Annotated in this window: 13 protein-coding genes; 4 read left to right on the top strand and 9 right to left on the bottom strand. The window is 59.3% G+C overall.

What is annotated here, in order from left to right:
- Positions 1 to 46: 46 nt before the first annotated feature.
- Genes ACJO3T_RS17110 through gyrB form a run of 3 tightly spaced genes read left to right on the top strand, consistent with a single transcriptional unit; the run spans position 47 to position 4,880 of the window.
- Positions 47 to 1,330, top strand: coding sequence for an ABC1 kinase family protein (locus tag ACJO3T_RS17110; RefSeq protein ID WP_406979252.1), 1,284 nt, complete (start codon positions 47 to 49; stop codon positions 1,328 to 1,330).
- The gene (gene recF, locus ACJO3T_RS17105; RefSeq protein ID WP_406979251.1) at positions 1,330 to 2,469 is read left to right on the top strand and encodes a DNA replication/repair protein RecF; all 1,140 of its coding nucleotides are present in this window, start codon (positions 1,330 to 1,332) and stop codon (positions 2,467 to 2,469) included. The genes ACJO3T_RS17110 and recF overlap by 1 nt, the downstream gene beginning before the upstream one ends.
- The gene (gene gyrB / locus ACJO3T_RS17100; protein ID WP_406964859.1) at positions 2,466 to 4,880 is read left to right on the top strand and encodes a DNA topoisomerase (ATP-hydrolyzing) subunit B; all 2,415 of its coding nucleotides are present in this window, start codon (positions 2,466 to 2,468) and stop codon (positions 4,878 to 4,880) included. Before recF ends, gyrB begins: the two co-directional genes overlap by 4 nt.
- Before the next feature lie 77 nt (positions 4,881 to 4,957).
- Here gyrB and ACJO3T_RS17095 read toward each other — a convergent pair whose 3' ends face one another.
- From ACJO3T_RS17095 to ACJO3T_RS17055, 9 genes are all read right to left on the bottom strand, one after another.
- Complete coding sequence (locus tag ACJO3T_RS17095) at positions 4,958 to 5,698, bottom strand: TetR/AcrR family transcriptional regulator (RefSeq protein WP_406964858.1); 741 nt, start codon at positions 5,696 to 5,698, stop codon at positions 4,958 to 4,960.
- Between the two features lie 122 nt (positions 5,699 to 5,820).
- Positions 5,821 to 6,525 carry an ABC transporter ATP-binding protein gene (locus ACJO3T_RS17090; RefSeq protein ID WP_406964856.1) on the bottom strand — a complete coding sequence of 235 codons (705 nt, stop codon included), beginning with the start codon at positions 6,523 to 6,525 and terminating at the stop codon, positions 5,821 to 5,823.
- Positions 6,522 to 7,295, bottom strand: coding sequence for an ABC transporter ATP-binding protein (locus ACJO3T_RS17085; RefSeq protein WP_406964855.1), 774 nt, complete (start codon positions 7,293 to 7,295; stop codon positions 6,522 to 6,524). Before ACJO3T_RS17085 ends, ACJO3T_RS17090 begins: the two co-directional genes overlap by 4 nt.
- A complete protein-coding gene (locus ACJO3T_RS17080; protein ID WP_406964854.1) occupies positions 7,288 to 8,235 on the bottom strand; it encodes a branched-chain amino acid ABC transporter permease in 948 nt (315 codons plus the stop codon). The genes ACJO3T_RS17085 and ACJO3T_RS17080 overlap by 8 nt, the downstream gene beginning before the upstream one ends.
- Complete coding sequence (locus ACJO3T_RS17075) at positions 8,232 to 9,101, bottom strand: branched-chain amino acid ABC transporter permease (RefSeq protein WP_406964853.1); 870 nt, start codon at positions 9,099 to 9,101, stop codon at positions 8,232 to 8,234. The genes ACJO3T_RS17080 and ACJO3T_RS17075 overlap by 4 nt, the downstream gene beginning before the upstream one ends.
- Positions 9,102 to 9,176: 75 nt before the next feature.
- A complete protein-coding gene (locus ACJO3T_RS17070) occupies positions 9,177 to 10,403 on the bottom strand; it encodes an ABC transporter substrate-binding protein (RefSeq protein WP_406979249.1) in 1,227 nt (408 codons plus the stop codon).
- 121 nt (positions 10,404 to 10,524) lie between these two features.
- On the bottom strand, positions 10,525 to 12,138 hold the full coding sequence (locus ACJO3T_RS17065; RefSeq protein ID WP_406979248.1) for a long-chain-fatty-acid--CoA ligase: 1,614 nt from the start codon (positions 12,136 to 12,138) through the stop codon (positions 10,525 to 10,527).
- A gap of 307 nt (positions 12,139 to 12,445) precedes the next feature.
- Positions 12,446 to 13,180 carry a VC0807 family protein gene (locus tag ACJO3T_RS17060; protein WP_406979247.1) on the bottom strand — a complete coding sequence of 245 codons (735 nt, stop codon included), beginning with the start codon at positions 13,178 to 13,180 and terminating at the stop codon, positions 12,446 to 12,448.
- Between the two features lie 133 nt (positions 13,181 to 13,313).
- On the bottom strand, positions 13,314 to 13,715 hold the full coding sequence (locus tag ACJO3T_RS17055) for a nuclear transport factor 2 family protein (protein WP_406979245.1): 402 nt from the start codon (positions 13,713 to 13,715) through the stop codon (positions 13,314 to 13,316).
- Between the two features lie 182 nt (positions 13,716 to 13,897).
- Between ACJO3T_RS17055 and ACJO3T_RS17050 the strand changes: the two genes are divergently transcribed.
- Positions 13,898 to 15,076 (top strand): ABC transporter substrate-binding protein, encoded by a 1,179-nt coding sequence (locus tag ACJO3T_RS17050; RefSeq protein ID WP_406979244.1) that lies wholly within the window; start codon positions 13,898 to 13,900, stop codon positions 15,074 to 15,076.
- Positions 15,077 to 15,129 lie beyond the last annotated feature (53 nt).

Below are 15,129 nucleotides of genomic sequence, written 5' to 3'. Positions count from 1 at the left end.
CCGGATACCTCCGGGAGGAATAGCGGACTCTGAAAGGAGAAACACGATGGCACGGGTAACGGTAAGCCAGGGTTTGAAAGGCGCCCTGCGTATTGGTCAGACCATGACGGTACTCGGCCGCACCGGCCTGGGCTGGGTGCGGGGTCATCGTCCGCCGGCACCCCGAATGCTGCGGGAAACCTTCGAGTCCCTCGGGGCCACCTACATCAAGCTGGGTCAGTTCATCGCCAGTTCCCCTACCTTCTTTCCCCGGGAGTACGTGGATGAGTTCCAGGGATGCCTGGACCGAACGCCCAGCATTCCCTATACCTCGATCCGCCGTATCCTGCGGGAGGAACTGGGGCGTCCGCTGGAAGAGGTGTATAGCGAGATCGATCCGGTGGCCCTGGCCTCCGCCTCTATTGCCCAGGTCCATGCCGCCAGGCTGGTGACCGGCGAGGAGGTGGTGATCAAGGTGCAGAAGCCCGGTGTGGAAACCGTGTTGCTGACGGACCTGAACTTCCTCTACCTGTCATCCAGGCTGGTGGAGACCCTGGCACCGAAACTGTCGTGGACCTCACTGTCGGGTATTGTCGAGGAAATCCAGCAGACCATGATGGAGGAATGCGACTTTATCCAGGAAGCCCGGAACCTGGATACCTTTCGCCGTTTCCTGCAGGACACCCACAATGAGGAGGTGGCGGTGCCCAAGGTGTACCACCAGTGCAGCACCCGTAAGGTGCTGACCATGGAACGCTTCCATGGTGTCTCCCTGACAGACCTGGAGACCATCTGCCGGGTGACCAAGGATCCGGAACGGACACTGATTACCGCCATGAACACCTGGTTTGCCAGTTTGACCCAGTGTGAGTTCTTCCATGCGGATGTCCATGCCGGCAACCTGATGGTGCTGGATGACGGACGCATCGGGTTTATCGACTTCGGTATTGTTGGTCGCATCCGTCCCCAGACTTGGCAGGCGGTGTCGGACTTTATCGGGGCGGTCATGGCTGGCAATTTCGACGGCATGGCAGATGCCATGGTGCGCATCGGTATCACCCGCGAATCGGTGGAGGTGACCGCCCTCGCCCGGGACCTGCGTAACCTCTACCAGAGTATGGATCGCATGGTACCGGATGATTCCGCCAGTGAGTGGCAGGGAGCGGATACCGACGACGAGGTGAACAATATCCTTATGGAAGTGGTCCGAATCGGTGAAGACCATGGCCTGCACTTCCCCCGGGAGTTTGCACTGCTGCTGAAACAGTTCCTGTACTTTGATCGTTACGTCCACATTCTGGCGCCGGAGATGGATGTGTTCATGGATGATCGCCTGACCATGTTGCACTGATGGCGCTGCTATCCCTTCAAACCGAAAAGTTCAGAAATCTTTCCCCTTCCCGGCTTGAGTTCTCTCCATCGGTCAACCTGATCTATGGTCAGAATGGCAGTGGTAAGACCAGCCTGCTGGAGGCCATCGGCTACCTGGGACTTGGTCGCTCCTTTCGTCAACATCGGCATAAAGTGGTTTGTCACCAGGGTGACCAGCAGTTCGTGATCTTTGGTCAGGTGAAATCCGCCAACCTTAAGGAGGATCGCGGCGGTATCGCCAGGCTGGGGTTTTCCCGGGATGTGCAGACTCAGGAAACCCGGCTTCGGGTCGACGGCGAGAATGTCTATAGCCTGTCGGTACTGGCATCGCTATTTCCGGTATCGGTGATTGATCCCGGGGTTTTCGACATCGTTGCAGGTGGCCCAGGCAAGCGAAGGCAGTTTCTGGACTGGCTGGTGTTCCACGTGGAACCTTCCTTTGGATCCCTTTGGCAACAGTGTCAGCGAAGCATCTCCCAGCGGAATCGTATCCTCAGAAGTGGTACAATAGATGATCACCTGCTGCAGGTCTGGGACCGGCAGTTTGTCGAGCTATCGGAGCAGGTCGACCGGCTTCGAGAATCGGTATTCCGGACATTCCAGGAAGAATTCAGGGTCACACTCGCCCACAGTCACAGCGAATGGTCCGAAGCCCTGAAGGTGGATTACTACCCCGGTTGGGACCGGAAAAAGGGACTGCATAAAACCCTGCTGGAACACCGAGAACAGGAAAGGAAGGTTGGGCATACCTTGTATGGCCCCAATCGTGCCGATGTCAGGCTCCGCTTTCAGAACCGGGCCGTCGCTGAAATCTTTTCCCGTGGACAACAGAAGACACTGGTCATCCTGATGAAGCTGACGCAGGGAAAGGTACTCGCTGACCGGGGAAAACAGGTCACATTCCTGCTCGACGATATCAATGCTGAACTGGATCAGGGCCATCGGAGACTGTTGGCCGAACGACTGATCCGATTGGGTAGCCAGGTGTTTTTAACGGCGATTGAACGACCCGACCCCACCCAATTGTGGGAGAGTCCGCTGCCGGAATACAAAATGTTCCACGTGGAACATGGGCAGCTAATGGAAGAACAAACCAGCGCTTCAGGAGCGTCCGAATGAGCGAACAGAGTTATAACTCCTCCAGTATCAAGGTTCTTAAAGGCCTGGATGCCGTGCGTAAACGCCCTGGCATGTACATCGGTGATACCGACGATGGCACCGGTCTTCATCACATGGTGTTTGAACTGGTGGACAACTCGATTGACGAGGCGTTGGCCGGATTCTGTTCCGAGATTGGTGTGGTGATTCATGCCGATGAATCGGTCACGGTCAGGGACAATGGGCGGGGCATTCCGGTGGATATCCACGAGGAGGAAGGGGTATCTGCCGCCGAGGTTATCATGACGGTGCTTCACGCCGGTGGTAAGTTCGACGACAACTCCTACAAGGTCTCCGGTGGTCTGCACGGTGTCGGGGTGTCGGTGGTAAACGCCCTGTCTTCCACGCTCAAGCTGACCATCCGTCGGGATAACAAGGTCTACGAGCAAACCTACACCCACGGCGTGCCCAATGGTCCTCTCGGGGTTGTCGGCGACACGGATCGTAGTGGCACCGATGTCACTTTCATCCCCTCCCCGGATACCTTCACCAGCATTGAATTCCATTACGACATCCTGGCCAAGCGCCTTCGGGAGCTGGCATTCCTGAATTCCGGAGTTCGTATCCGACTGCAGGACGAGCGCAGTGGCAAGGAAGAAGTCTTCGAGTATGAAGGTGGTCTGAGGGCGTTCGTTGAGCACCTGAACACCAACAAAACGCCCCTGAACCGCGTCTTCCATTTCACCCGGGAGCGGGAAGACGGCATTGTGGTGGAAGTGGCAATGCAGTGGAACGACGCCTTCCAGGAGAATATCTACACCTTCACCAACAACATTCCCCAGCGTGATGGTGGTACCCACCTGGCGGGCTTCCGTGCCGCCCTGACCCGGTCACTGAACAACTACATCGAGCAGGAAGGCCTGGGTAAGAAGACCAAGGTAAACACGTCTGGTGACGATGCCCGGGAAGGTCTGACTGCCATCATCAGCGTGAAGGTACCGGATCCGAAGTTTTCCTCCCAGACCAAGGACAAACTGGTGTCTTCGGAAGTGAAGACGGCTGTGGAACAGGAGCTCTACCAGTCCTTCTCCGACTACCTGCAGGAGCAGCCCGGCGAAGCCAAGGCCATCGTCAATAAGATGATTGACGCGGCCCGCGCCCGGGAAGCGGCTCGCAAAGCCCGGGACATGACCCGCCGCAAGGGGGCACTTGATATCGCCGGCCTGCCCGGCAAGCTGGCGGACTGCCAGGAAAAGGATCCTGCTCTGTCAGAACTGTTCATTGTGGAGGGTGACTCTGCCGGTGGTTCCGCCAAGCAGGGTCGCGAACGTCGCACCCAGGCCATCCTGCCGCTGAAGGGCAAGATCCTGAACGTGGAGAAGGCCCGGTTCGACAAGATGCTGTCCTCTGCAGAAGTGGGCACACTGATCACCGCCCTGGGCTGTGGTATCGGCCGGGAGGAGTTCGATCCTGACAAGCTGCGTTACCACTCCATCATCATCATGACCGATGCCGATGTGGATGGCTCCCACATCCGTACCCTGCTGCTCACCTTCCTGTTCCGGCAGATGAAGGAGATTATTGAGCGTGGTCATGTATTTATCGCTATGCCACCGCTGTACAAGGTCAAGCGCGGCAAGCAGGAGCAATACCTGAAGGATGAACGGGCCAAGGAAGCCTACCTGACGCAGACCGCTCTGGAGAACGCCCAACTGTTCGTTAATCCGGACGCGCCAGCCATCAAAGACACGGCCCTGGAAACCATGGTGAAGGATTACCAGGCGGTCATGGCCATGATCGACCGGTTGTCCCGGGCCTATCCGGAACTGGTACTCAAGCAGATGGTCTACAACAGCACACTGGCGCCGGACGACCTCCCCTCCGAGGAAGCCGTGACCCGTTGGGTGGGCCGACTGGGTGAAGGGCTTGACCTGGATACCCGCACCGGTACCAAGTACACCTTCTCCGTGGAGCGGGATACAGAGCGCAACCTGTTCCTGCCAAAGGTCACTACCTACGTCCATGGCATTCCCTACACCCATGTTTTCAGCCATGATTTCTTTGAATCATCGTCCTACAAGGCCATTGCCCGTCTGGGCGAAACCCTGGACGGGTTGATCGAGGACGGCGCCTACATCCAGCGGGGTGAGCGCAAGCAGCCGGTACTGAGCTTCGAAGGAGCTCTGGAGTGGTTGATGAAGGAAGCCCAGCGGGGGCTGAACATCTCCCGCTACAAGGGGCTTGGTGAAATGAACCCGGAGCAGCTGTGGGAAACCACCATGGACCCGGAAACCCGCCGCATGATGAAGGTGACCATCGAGGACGCGATTGCCGCGGATCAGATTTTCACCACGCTGATGGGGGACGATGTCGAACCCCGCCGGGACTTTATACAGACCAACGCGCTGTCTGTAACCAACCTGGATGTGTAGGTAGGTTCCCGATAAAGAAGAAAAAAGCCCCGGTGGCGATGATGCCAGCGGGGCTTTTTTGTGCCCGGTCAGTTAGCTCAGGAGGCGGTGGTTGCGGTGCGGCCAACATTGATACCGGCCCCGGACTCTGACGCGGGCAGCAGGTAGGTCTTCAGAAGATCGTTCAGCTGGTTGGCATAGTCCTCCACCGAGACGCCCTGATCGCGATACTTACGTCGTTTCAGATACCAGTCCTGCATCATTGCCTTGATCAGCGAAGACAGCAGCCTGGCGTTGATCTCCCGGAATACCCCCTGCTCTATGCCTTCCGAAATGACATTGCAGAAGATGGTCTCTATCTCCCGCTCAGTGGCGATAGCATTCTGCTTCTCCACCGCTGGCAGGCTCTTGGCTTCCATGAAGGAAAAGTAGAACCAGGGGCGGATCAGCTCGCTCAGGAATACATGGGCCCTGATCGCCTGGGATAGTTTGCTCACCGGGTCGTCAATACCATTGATATAGTGGAGGACGGTACGACGGGTCAGCTTGAAGCCGTGGCTCTGGATCAGGTGAATCAGGTCATCTTTGTTGCGGATGTAGGCGTAAAGCCCGCCCATACTGAGGCCGGAGTCCGCGCACAGGTCCCTCAAGGTCATGGCGTGGAAACCCTTGGAATTCGCCAGCCTGAGAGTGGAGTCGATAATCCGGGCAAGGTTCCGGGTTGCCGTGCCTTCCTTTTTTATGCGAATCCGGTCAGTATTTTCCTGGTAGAGTTCCCTGCAGATTTCTTCCTTGGATAACGCCAGTTCCGCTTTGAATGTCTCGTAATCCTGAATCATAGTTTACTTGCCTGCTTGCGAAGTGAGCAGTATACGCCATGTCCTATTGCCATGCCGAGGCCGGCTTCGCAGGTTGTAGGGGTTGAACTTGCCCCGATCCAAGGACCGGAACATGACCAATATCAGGCCACCGACAGGTAGCGATCCTGGGTCTCCGGATCGTTACGCAGGGCCTCGCTGCTGGCTTCGTGAACCACCTTGCCCTTCTCCAGTATGAAAGCCCGCTGGGCATGCCTGAGGGCAAAATGCACGCTCTGATCAGTAAACACGATCGTGGTGTTCCGGCCCAACTCATCTATCAGACGACCAATTTGCTGCACGATGACCGGGGCCAGGCCTTCGTTCGGCTCGTCCAGCAACAACAGCCTTGGCTGGATCATCAGGGACCTGGCCACGGTCAGCATCTGCTGCTGGCCACCGGACAGGGTGGCGCCATCCTGATCGGCCAGTTCCGCCAGCATGGAGTACTCGTCAAAGATCCTTTCTATGGTCCAGGCCTGGGGTTCCCCGGGACGCCGGTACTCGGCCACCTCCAGGTTCTCCCGTACCGTCAGACCGGGAAAGATCCGCCGATCCTCAGGCACATAGCCAATACCCAGTCGGGCAATGCGGTGGGCGGGAATACCGGCAATGGAATGGCCATCAAAGGTGATACGGCCGTGTCTTGGGGGTGTCAGTCCCATGATGCTTTTGAGGGTGGTGCTCTTGCCGGCCCCGTTGCGACCAAGCAGGCAGACGGTCTCCCCTTCGTTCACCGAAAAGCTGAGCCCCTGCAGGGCCAGGCTTTCGCCATAATAGGTATGGATATTATCAACCTCGAGCATCATGCGCTGGCCTCCTCTTGCTCTTCCTCTCCCAGGTACGCCCGGCGCACTTCGGGATGGGCCCTGACCTCCTCCGGGGTGCCGAAGAACAGCTTTTCCCCCCGGTGCATGACCAGGATCCGGTCAGCCAGACCGAAGACCACGTCCATGTCATGCTCGGTGATCAGGAAGGTGTAGTCACCGGAATCCGCCAGTTGCCGGATCAGGGTGGTGGTGCGTCGGGTCTCATCCGGGGTCATGCCGGCGGTGGGTTCGTCCAGCAGTACCAGATGGGGACGGGTGGCCAGTACCACCGCAATTTCCAGCAGGCGTTTATCGCCGTAGCTGATCACTTCCGCCCGCCGTTCCGCCAGATCCAGGATTTGCAGGCGCTCCAACAGGCCCCGGGCTTCCTCCTGGACGGCGCGGTTGCGGCTGGCCAGATTGAACAGTTTGCGGCTGTGGCCGTGGAAGGCGGTCAACGCCACCTCAACATTCTCCTGTACCGTCATTTCCGGGAAGATATTATTGATCTGGAATGACCGGGAAACGCCCATACGGCTGATCCGGTGCGGTGCCAGCCCGGTGATGTCCCGGCCTTCGAGCAGGATACGGCCGTCACTGGGCATCATCCGTCCTGACACCATGTTGTAGAAGGTCGTCTTGCCCGCCCCGTTGGGCCCGATAATGGCAATGGTTTCCCGGGGTTGCAGCTCCAGATCTATCCCGGAGACGGCGGTATTACCCCCAAAGCGTTTCGTAAGGTTACTTATAGTAAGTATGGGATCAGTCATGTTTGTTGGTCCACCAGTCCAGCAGGGTTCCGAGGGCACCCCGGCGGAAGAACATCACCATTAACGCCAGCACGATACCCAGGAACAGCATCCAGGCCTCGGTAAAGCTGGTGATCCAGGTTTCCAGTAACACGAAGATGGCGGCGCCCACAAAGGGCCCCAGGAAATACCCGGTGCCACCGAGGATGGACATCAGTACCGGTTCCGCCGACATCGACCAGTGCATCAACTCCGGACTGGCCACCCTCAGGAACGGTGCGATCAGGGCGCCGGCCAGTCCGGCGAAGGTGCCGGCAATGGTGAACGAGGCCAGCCGGTAGCTGCGTACGTTCAGGCCACAGAAAGCCACCCGCTCCGGGTTCTGACGGATCGCCCTGAGAATCAGCCCGAAGGAGCTGCGGCTGATAAGGTAGAGCACCAGCAAGGCGATACCGACCACGGCGAGGGTGACGTGGTAGTAAACCGCTGGATTGCCCAGGGTCAGGTCCAGCCCGAGGCCGAACTCGCTGATCCGGAAGCCGGCAATGCCGTCACTGCCGTTGGTTACATCGCGCCAGGAATGGGCAATGGTGAATACCATCATGCCGAAGGCCAGGGTCAGCATGGCGAAGTAGACCTCGCTGAGCCGCACGCAGAAGAACCCGATCACCAGGGCAAGCAGCCCGGAGAGCGCCATGGCGGCCACCAGGGTGTAGACCAGTGGCCAGTCCAGGTGCAACAGAAGCATGGCGGTGGTGTAGGCACCCATGCCGAAATAGGCGGCGTGGCCGAAACTGAGCATGCCGGTAAAGCCGAACACCAGGTTGAAGCTGACGGCGAACAATCCGAGAATCAGGATCTCGGTGAAAATAAAGAGGTAAAAATACGGTGCGAACCAGGGCAAGGCGATCAGCAGTACCACGGCAAGCAGTAATACCCCCATCACGATGGTCTGTTTCATGCGCTTGCCCCCCTGCCCATGATGCCCGTGGGTCTGAACAGCAGCACCAGGGCCATGCCGAGGAAAGGCAGTAACAGGTTGAAGTCGGGCAGGTAGCGTCCGCCGAAACCGTAGATGGCGCCGAGAATCAGGGCCCCGATCAGCGCACCGGGGAAGCTGCCCAGGCCGCCGATGACCACCACAATGAACGACTCGATAATGATCTTGTCCCCCATGCCGGGATCGATGGTGCGCATGGGGGCCGCAATAACGCCGCCAACTCCGGCGAGCCAGGCGCCAAAGGCGAACACGCCTGTGACCACCAACCGGGTATTGATGCACAGGGCTTCGGCCATGTCCCGGTCGAGGGCGGCGGCACGCATGATCTTGCCAACCCGGGTACGATTGAACAGGTACCACAGCCCCGCCACGATGATCAGGCCCATGGCGATCACAAACAGGCTGTAGACCGGGTAGGGGCTGCCCAGCAGCGACACTGTGCCTTCCAGCAGTGCCGGCGGGTAGACGGTCTGTATATTGGAGCCGTAGATGCTGCGTACGCTCTCGCTGATGATCAGCAGGATGGCGAAGGTCAGCAGCAGGCTGTCCGCCACATCCCGGCCATAGATGAAACGCAGCATCAGGCGGTCGATCACCACGGCAATCACGGCGACGCCCAGGGGCGCGATCAGCAATGCCATCCAGAACGGCAGGCCGACCAGGGCAATCAGGGTGTACCCGAAATACGCCCCCAGCATGTACAGGGCCCCGTGGGCAAAGTTGATGATATTGAGCACGCCAAAGACGATGTTCAGTCCCACCGCAATCACAAACAGCAGCAGGCCCATCTCCAGGCTATTGAGTAATGCCGCTCCCAGGCCAGACATAGACACCTCGATTCAGTGATTGTCGGATCAGCCGGCTTCCCTGCCCTACTGATGATCCTTTGGTCCGGGGACTGGTTACAGGGAGCAACCGGTTTCGGACACGGGGCGGGCCACCTGTTCGCCATCAAACACCCTGACGTTGGTCAGGGTGCGAATGCCGTGTTCCGGGTGCATGGGACCGGAGACACCCCAGTTGGGACTGACCATGGCCTGGTTGTCGCCCTTGCGGAAGGTCACCTGGCCATTGGGGGCGTCCATGGTCATGCCGGACAGGGCGCTGGCCACTGCCGGGCCATCGGTGGTGCCGGCGGCTTCCATGGCCTGCTTGTAGGCATAGACCGCGGCGTAGGCGCCTTCGGCGTTGTAGCTCGGGGCACTGCCGTACTTATCGAGGTAGGCTTTGACGAAAGCCCGGTTGATGTCGTTGTCGTAGGCGTCATACCAGTACCGGGTGGACAGCCACACGCCTTCCGGCATCTGGTCACCCAGGGCGTCGAGCACCTCGGTGGCGGCCCCGACGGTGAACATCACCTCGTAGCCCTGCTCGAAGAAGCCCAGGTTGTTGGCCTGGCGGATAAAGTTAACCAGGTCGCCACCCCAGGTGGAAATGATGATGCCTTCCGGCTCGGCGTCCATGACACCGTTGATAAATGGGGTGAAGTCCTCGGCACCGAAGCGGGGAAAGGCGGTGTACTCCATCAGTTCCACCTCTGGCTTCATCTCCTTGAGGTAGTTGCCGAAGTATTCCCAGGTCTGGTGACCGAAGGCATAGTCCGGTCCTATGGTGGTCCAGCGGGTGGCGTCCAGCTCCGAGGCGATCATCGCTGCTGCCTTCTGGTTCTGGGCTACGTTGACGCTGATGCGGTAGGTGAATTCATTACACAGCGAGCCGGTGACATCCGGCGTGGCGGCGTGGGTGATGATCAGCGGCTTCTGCAGTTCCGGCACAGTAGGCACCATCCCCTGAGCCACACCGGAACTGTCCAGCCCGACCAGGGCGTCGACGTCATCCTGGTAGACCAGCTTGCGGGCCGCCTGGATGGCGGTGGCCGCCTTGCCCTGACTGTCTTCGTAGATGACTTCCACCTGACGCCCGAGAATGCCGCCGGAGGCGTTAATCTCCTCCACGGCGAGGTTGATGCCCCGCTGGGCAAACTCACCATAGGTGGCGGCGCTGCCGGACAGGATATAGATGCCGCCGAGGCGGATCGGATCCTCCGCGGTGGCATTGCCGGCCCCGAGGGCAAGGGTGGTCGCAGTAGCCGCGGAAACCAGCAGGTTCTTGGCACTGAACTGTTTCATGTTCGATCGCTCCTGACGTTGTTGTCTTTGTTGTTACTGAAAGCAGCTTTCCGGATACCGTCCCTTTGGGCTTGTTATGGCCTTCCCTGTGGTCCTGCAGCGGGAGATTCCCCGCTGGTTACTACGGGGCCAACTGGTCCCGCAGGATGTTCTTGCGGATCTTGCCGGTGGCGGTCTTTGGAAGTTCGCCGATCACCACCCGCTTGGGCACCTTGAACCGGGCCAGTCGCTCACGGCAGTGGTCGATGATCATCGCCTCGGTAAGTGAGCCGTCGTCGTGAGCCGGGGCCACGAAGGCGCAGGGCACCTCACCCCAGGTGTCGTCGGCCATCGCCACCACTGCGGCTTCGGAGACCGCCGGGTGCTGGTAGAGGGCTTCCTCCACCTCCAGGCTGGAGATGTTCTCGCCCCCGGAGATGATGATGTCCTTGGCCCGGTCGCGGATCTCGATGTAGTGGTCCGGGTGCACCACGGCCAGGTCACCGGAATTGAACCAGCCCCGGTGGAAGGCCCGGGTGGTAGCATCCGGGTTCTTCAGGTAACCCTTCATGATGGTGTTGCCACGGATGCAGATTTCGCCGAGGGTCTGGCCATCGTGGGGCACGGGCTCGCCGGTGCTCCGGTCGAGCACGGTAATGTCCTCCACCGACAGGGTCCGCACGCCCTGGCGGGCCATTTTCAGGGCCTTCTTATCCAGCGGCAGGTCCACCCATTCCGGCTGTGGCACACACAGGCTGGCGGGGCCGTAGGACTCGGTGAGGCCGTAGAGGTGAGTGATCTGGAAACCGATCTCCCCGGCCTTGCGGATCACCGCGCTGGGTGGCGCCGCACCACCGAGGGCAAACTGTGCCGGTGAGGATAGCCGCCTGCCCTGCCGGCCCAGCTCGGTCAGCACCATGTTCAGCACAATGGGTGCCCCACACAGGTGGGTGACGCCGTATCGCTCGATGCGCTGGTAGATCTCGTCCGCGTTCACCTGCCGCAGGCAGACATGGGTGCCCCCCACCGCGGTGATGGCCCAGGTATAGCCCCAGCCGTTGCAGTGGAACATGGGCAGGGTCCAGAGGTAGACGGTGCTGTCATTCATGTTGAAGGCCATGGCATCACTCATGGCCGCCAGGTAGGCGCCCCGGTGGTGGTAGACCACGCCCTTGGGGTTGCCGGTGGTGCCGGAGGTGTAGTTGAGGCTGATGGCGTCCCATTCATCCCCGGGCCCCGGCCCGTTGTCCCTGGTATCGGCGGCGGCGAGCCAGCCTTCGTAACCCTGGTCGGCGAGGCCGTCGCTGGCGCCGGCGTCCCGCTCCACGGCGATCAGCATCGGTCGCTCGTCCACCGACTCCAGGGTTTCCCGCACCAGGGATTCGAACCCGGTGTCATAGACCAGCACCCGGGCCTCACCGTGGTTGAGGATAAACCCCAGGGTGGCGGCGTCCAGGCGGATATTGAGGGTATTGAGCACGGCGCCGGCCATGGGCACGCCGTAGTGGGCTTCCAGCATCTCATGACTGTTGGGGCAGAGCATCGCCACGGTGTCGTCCCGACCAATGCCGGCGTCGGTCAGGGCATTGGCCAGACGGCAGCTCCGCTCCAGGAACTGGCGATAGCTGAGAGTCATGTCCTCGTCGATGACAGCTGTCTTGTCGGGGTAGACGGTGGCCGAACGCCTGAGGAAGCTTACCGGGCTCAGGGTCGCGTAGTTGGCCACGGTTTTACCCAGTTCATTGTATTTGTTCATGGGTGTAACCGTTATTGTCCGGGCCCCGTGGGCATCCGTTGTGGTTTCTGTGGTGTGGACGGGATCACAGCCATCGACGGGTGCCGGGGGTGTGCCTTTCGAGACCACCTGTTTTGTTGTTTGGGCTTAAGAGAACGTAGAGCGAGCGTTCGACATATTCAAATAACTATGCCATTGAATTTCGCTATGAAGGTCTTTGGAAAAAACAGGAAGGTATCGGAAGGCAGTATTTGTCGGGCATGCGGGGTCAGTGAGTGCTCGCTTTTAGACATTAGTCCAAGAGCGGTAACGCCAGGCAACAGCGTCTTCAGCTATCGCCCTTGCCTTGCCCGGCGGCACCGGGCGCTATCACTTCTTCCAGGGTGTGCCCGGTCAGGCGGCGGATGGTACGCCACAGATAGAAGAAGATGGCGATCATCATCACCATGGAGGGAATGGCAATCATCGGGTAGCTCACCAGGGTCATGCGCCCCAGTTCCTCGTTGAACGCCTGGGTGCCGGAGGGGCTGGTGACAATCCAGCGGGCCAGGATGTAGTTCATGATGGCGGAGAACAGGAAGGTGCCGGCGAAGAAATAACTGGCCTTCATCAGTCGGCTTTCGAACTCATCCTCGCAGTTCCTTTCCTTCAGGGATTGCTGGATCTTGTGTACATCCAGCACCGCGGGGTTATACAGCAGGGTCCGCACCAGTGGATATTTTGTACGGGTGGAAATCAGTACCGCCAGACCAATGACCAGTGGCACGGCGGCTTCCTTGACGGCCAGCCAGCGGGCGTCGATCTCCATCAGGCCGATACCACCGGTGAGCCCCACGCTGATGACACCCAGTACCGCGATAAAGTTCTTCTTGCGATAGCGGATCAGTTCGAACAGCCCCCACCCCAGGGGAAACGCCAGGCCGATCAGCAGCGCCCAGGTGCTGCCCAGATAGTCGTCGCCACTGAGCTTCATCAGGATCAGGGACGGGATAACGATGCTGACCAGCAGGTCGACCCAGGGGCGGGGTTTATGGTCTGGGATGGAGGATGTCTGTTCGGTCATGGAGCGGACCCTGTGGCGTGTTCGAATTGCATCTGATGATAACACGGGGTCGGTGCAAAGTTGGTGTCCGGAGATGGAAACCGGGGACCGGTCACGGCGGGTACCAGTCTCCGGACCTGGTGGGCATGTCGGCTTATGATTCCTGGTTCAGCTCAGGTGTCAGCAACCATTCGGCACTGTCATTCCAGACATCCATACGGGTGATCCTGCCATTGCGTACCTCGAAGCGGTCGAGGTAGCGGTTGCCGGCGAAGGGGCGACCATCGGGCCATTCCCCGTAGAGGGTGCCGTTGGAGTAAACCACGGTATGGTCCTCATGTTCGGTCCAGTCAAAAGGCCCGAGGGCCTTCTTCACCCACGCGTAGCGACCACTGTTGAAATCGGTGATTGCCTGGGGGCTGGCCATTGCACGCCCACCGGTAAAGGTAATACGCACGTCCGCCGCCATATAGGTGGCGGCAAGCTCCGGGTCCGGTGCCATGGAGGCTTCCAGAAAATTGCTAACAATTGTTATGGCTTCGTCTTTATTAGACATACGCTTTTCTCCAGGGTAATGATCACGGATTGGTTGTAAATTGCTCTATTTCGGTGCAGAAAACCACATAAAGCGCCTTTAAGGTGCCAGTTTTTAGATTTTCTTTCGATATAGACTTCATTTTACTGGCATCCATGTTGCTAGCAACATTCATACAAACGCTAGCAAACTGGAGAAAGACAATGGGTGTCAAAACACGTATTAAACACGGGATCCTGACCCTGGCCACCGCCAGTCTGGTTTCCCTGGCCGGTCTGGCACAGGCGGAGGAAACCCTCAAGGTCGGACTGGTGGCCGCCCTCTCAGGCCAGTCGGCCAAGTCTGGTGAAGCCATTACCCGCGGACTGACCATTGCCATCGACGAGATCAACGCCAACGGCGGTATTCTCGGCCAGCAGGTGGAACTGCTGCGTCGGGATGACGAAAGCAACCCCAACAAGGGCCTGCTCGCTGCCCGGGAACTGGTTCAGAAAGAAGAGGTGGCGGTACTGTTCGGTGGCCTGGACACTCCCGTGTCCCTGGCTATCGTGCCGCTCGCCAACCGCATGCAGTTCCCGTTCATGGGCGTCTGGGCGGCAGGCACCCCCATTACCCACAACGGTGCCGGGGAGAACTACGTGTTCCGGGTATCCGCCGTGGATGAGCTGGTGGATGAAGCCCTGGTGCAATACGGTATTGACCAGTACGACATGAAGAAGCCAGGGATGATCCTGATCAACAATCCCTGGGGCGAGTCCAATGAAAAGGGTTTCCGCAAGGCGCTGGAATCCCGGGGTATGGAATGGGCCGGTATCGAACGTTTTGAGAGTGGCGATACCGATGTCGTGCCGCAGCTCATCCGTCTGAAAGACTCCGGTGCCGATGCCCTGCTGATGGTGGCCAATGTTTCTCCGTCCGCCCAGGTGGTGAAGTCCCTGGACCGTATGGGTTGGGAGGTACCCATCGTCTCCCACTGGGGCCCGGCAGGCGGCCGTTTCAGTGAACTGGCCGGCGAGAACGCTGACAGGGTTCACTTCATCCAGACTTTCACCTTTGTGGAAAATCAGCAGGGCAAGGGCGCCGACGTCCTGGCGGCGCTGAAGGAAAAGTATCCCGAGATCCAGGGCCTGGCGGACGTCACCCCGGCGGTGGGTATCGCCAACGCCTATGACGCCATGCACCTGACCGCGCTGGCTATCGAGAATGCCGGCAACACCGAGGGACCGGCGATTCGCCAGGGCTACTACGATATCGACGCCTATGAGGGTCTGATCAAGACCTACCAGTCGCCCTTCTCGCCGGATCAGCACGACGCCGTGGGTCCGGAAGACTATGTGTTCACCCATTTTGTGGATGGCCAGATCGTACCCCTCGACCTGTAACACCCTTGACCGATAAGCCCCTGCACGGGGCCATAGCCGGTCGGGCCGAATCC

It is taken from the genome of Marinobacter shunpengi, assembly GCF_045449715.1.
GTDB lineage: Bacteria > Pseudomonadota > Gammaproteobacteria > Pseudomonadales > Oleiphilaceae > Marinobacter.
Note: the sequence above shows the minus strand (reverse complement) of the source record. Positions and strands in the feature narration are given on the sequence as shown.

Excerpts from the sequence above, each read along its gene's own strand:
- ACJO3T_RS17110 (WP_406979252.1), top strand. The coding sequence starts at position 47 with ATGGCACGGGTAACGGTAAGCCAGGGTTTGAAAGGCGCCCTGCGTATT.
- recF (WP_406979251.1), top strand. The coding sequence starts at position 1,330 with ATGGCGCTGCTATCCCTTCAAACCGAAAAGTTCAGAAATCTTTCCCCT.
- gyrB (WP_406964859.1), top strand. The coding sequence starts at position 2,466 with ATGAGCGAACAGAGTTATAACTCCTCCAGTATCAAGGTTCTTAAAGGC.
- ACJO3T_RS17095 (WP_406964858.1), bottom strand. The coding sequence starts at position 5,698 with ATGATTCAGGATTACGAGACATTCAAAGCGGAACTGGCGTTATCCAAG.
- ACJO3T_RS17090 (WP_406964856.1), bottom strand. The coding sequence starts at position 6,525 with ATGATGCTCGAGGTTGATAATATCCATACCTATTATGGCGAAAGCCTG.
- ACJO3T_RS17085 (WP_406964855.1), bottom strand. The coding sequence starts at position 7,295 with ATGACTGATCCCATACTTACTATAAGTAACCTTACGAAACGCTTTGGG.
- ACJO3T_RS17080 (WP_406964854.1), bottom strand. The coding sequence starts at position 8,235 with ATGAAACAGACCATCGTGATGGGGGTATTACTGCTTGCCGTGGTACTG.
- ACJO3T_RS17075 (WP_406964853.1), bottom strand. The coding sequence starts at position 9,101 with ATGTCTGGCCTGGGAGCGGCATTACTCAATAGCCTGGAGATGGGCCTG.
- ACJO3T_RS17070 (WP_406979249.1), bottom strand. The coding sequence starts at position 10,403 with ATGAAACAGTTCAGTGCCAAGAACCTGCTGGTTTCCGCGGCTACTGCG.
- ACJO3T_RS17065 (WP_406979248.1), bottom strand. The coding sequence starts at position 12,138 with ATGAACAAATACAATGAACTGGGTAAAACCGTGGCCAACTACGCGACC.
- ACJO3T_RS17060 (WP_406979247.1), bottom strand. The coding sequence starts at position 13,180 with ATGACCGAACAGACATCCTCCATCCCAGACCATAAACCCCGCCCCTGG.
- ACJO3T_RS17055 (WP_406979245.1), bottom strand. The coding sequence starts at position 13,715 with ATGTCTAATAAAGACGAAGCCATAACAATTGTTAGCAATTTTCTGGAA.
- ACJO3T_RS17050 (WP_406979244.1), top strand. The coding sequence starts at position 13,898 with ATGGGTGTCAAAACACGTATTAAACACGGGATCCTGACCCTGGCCACC.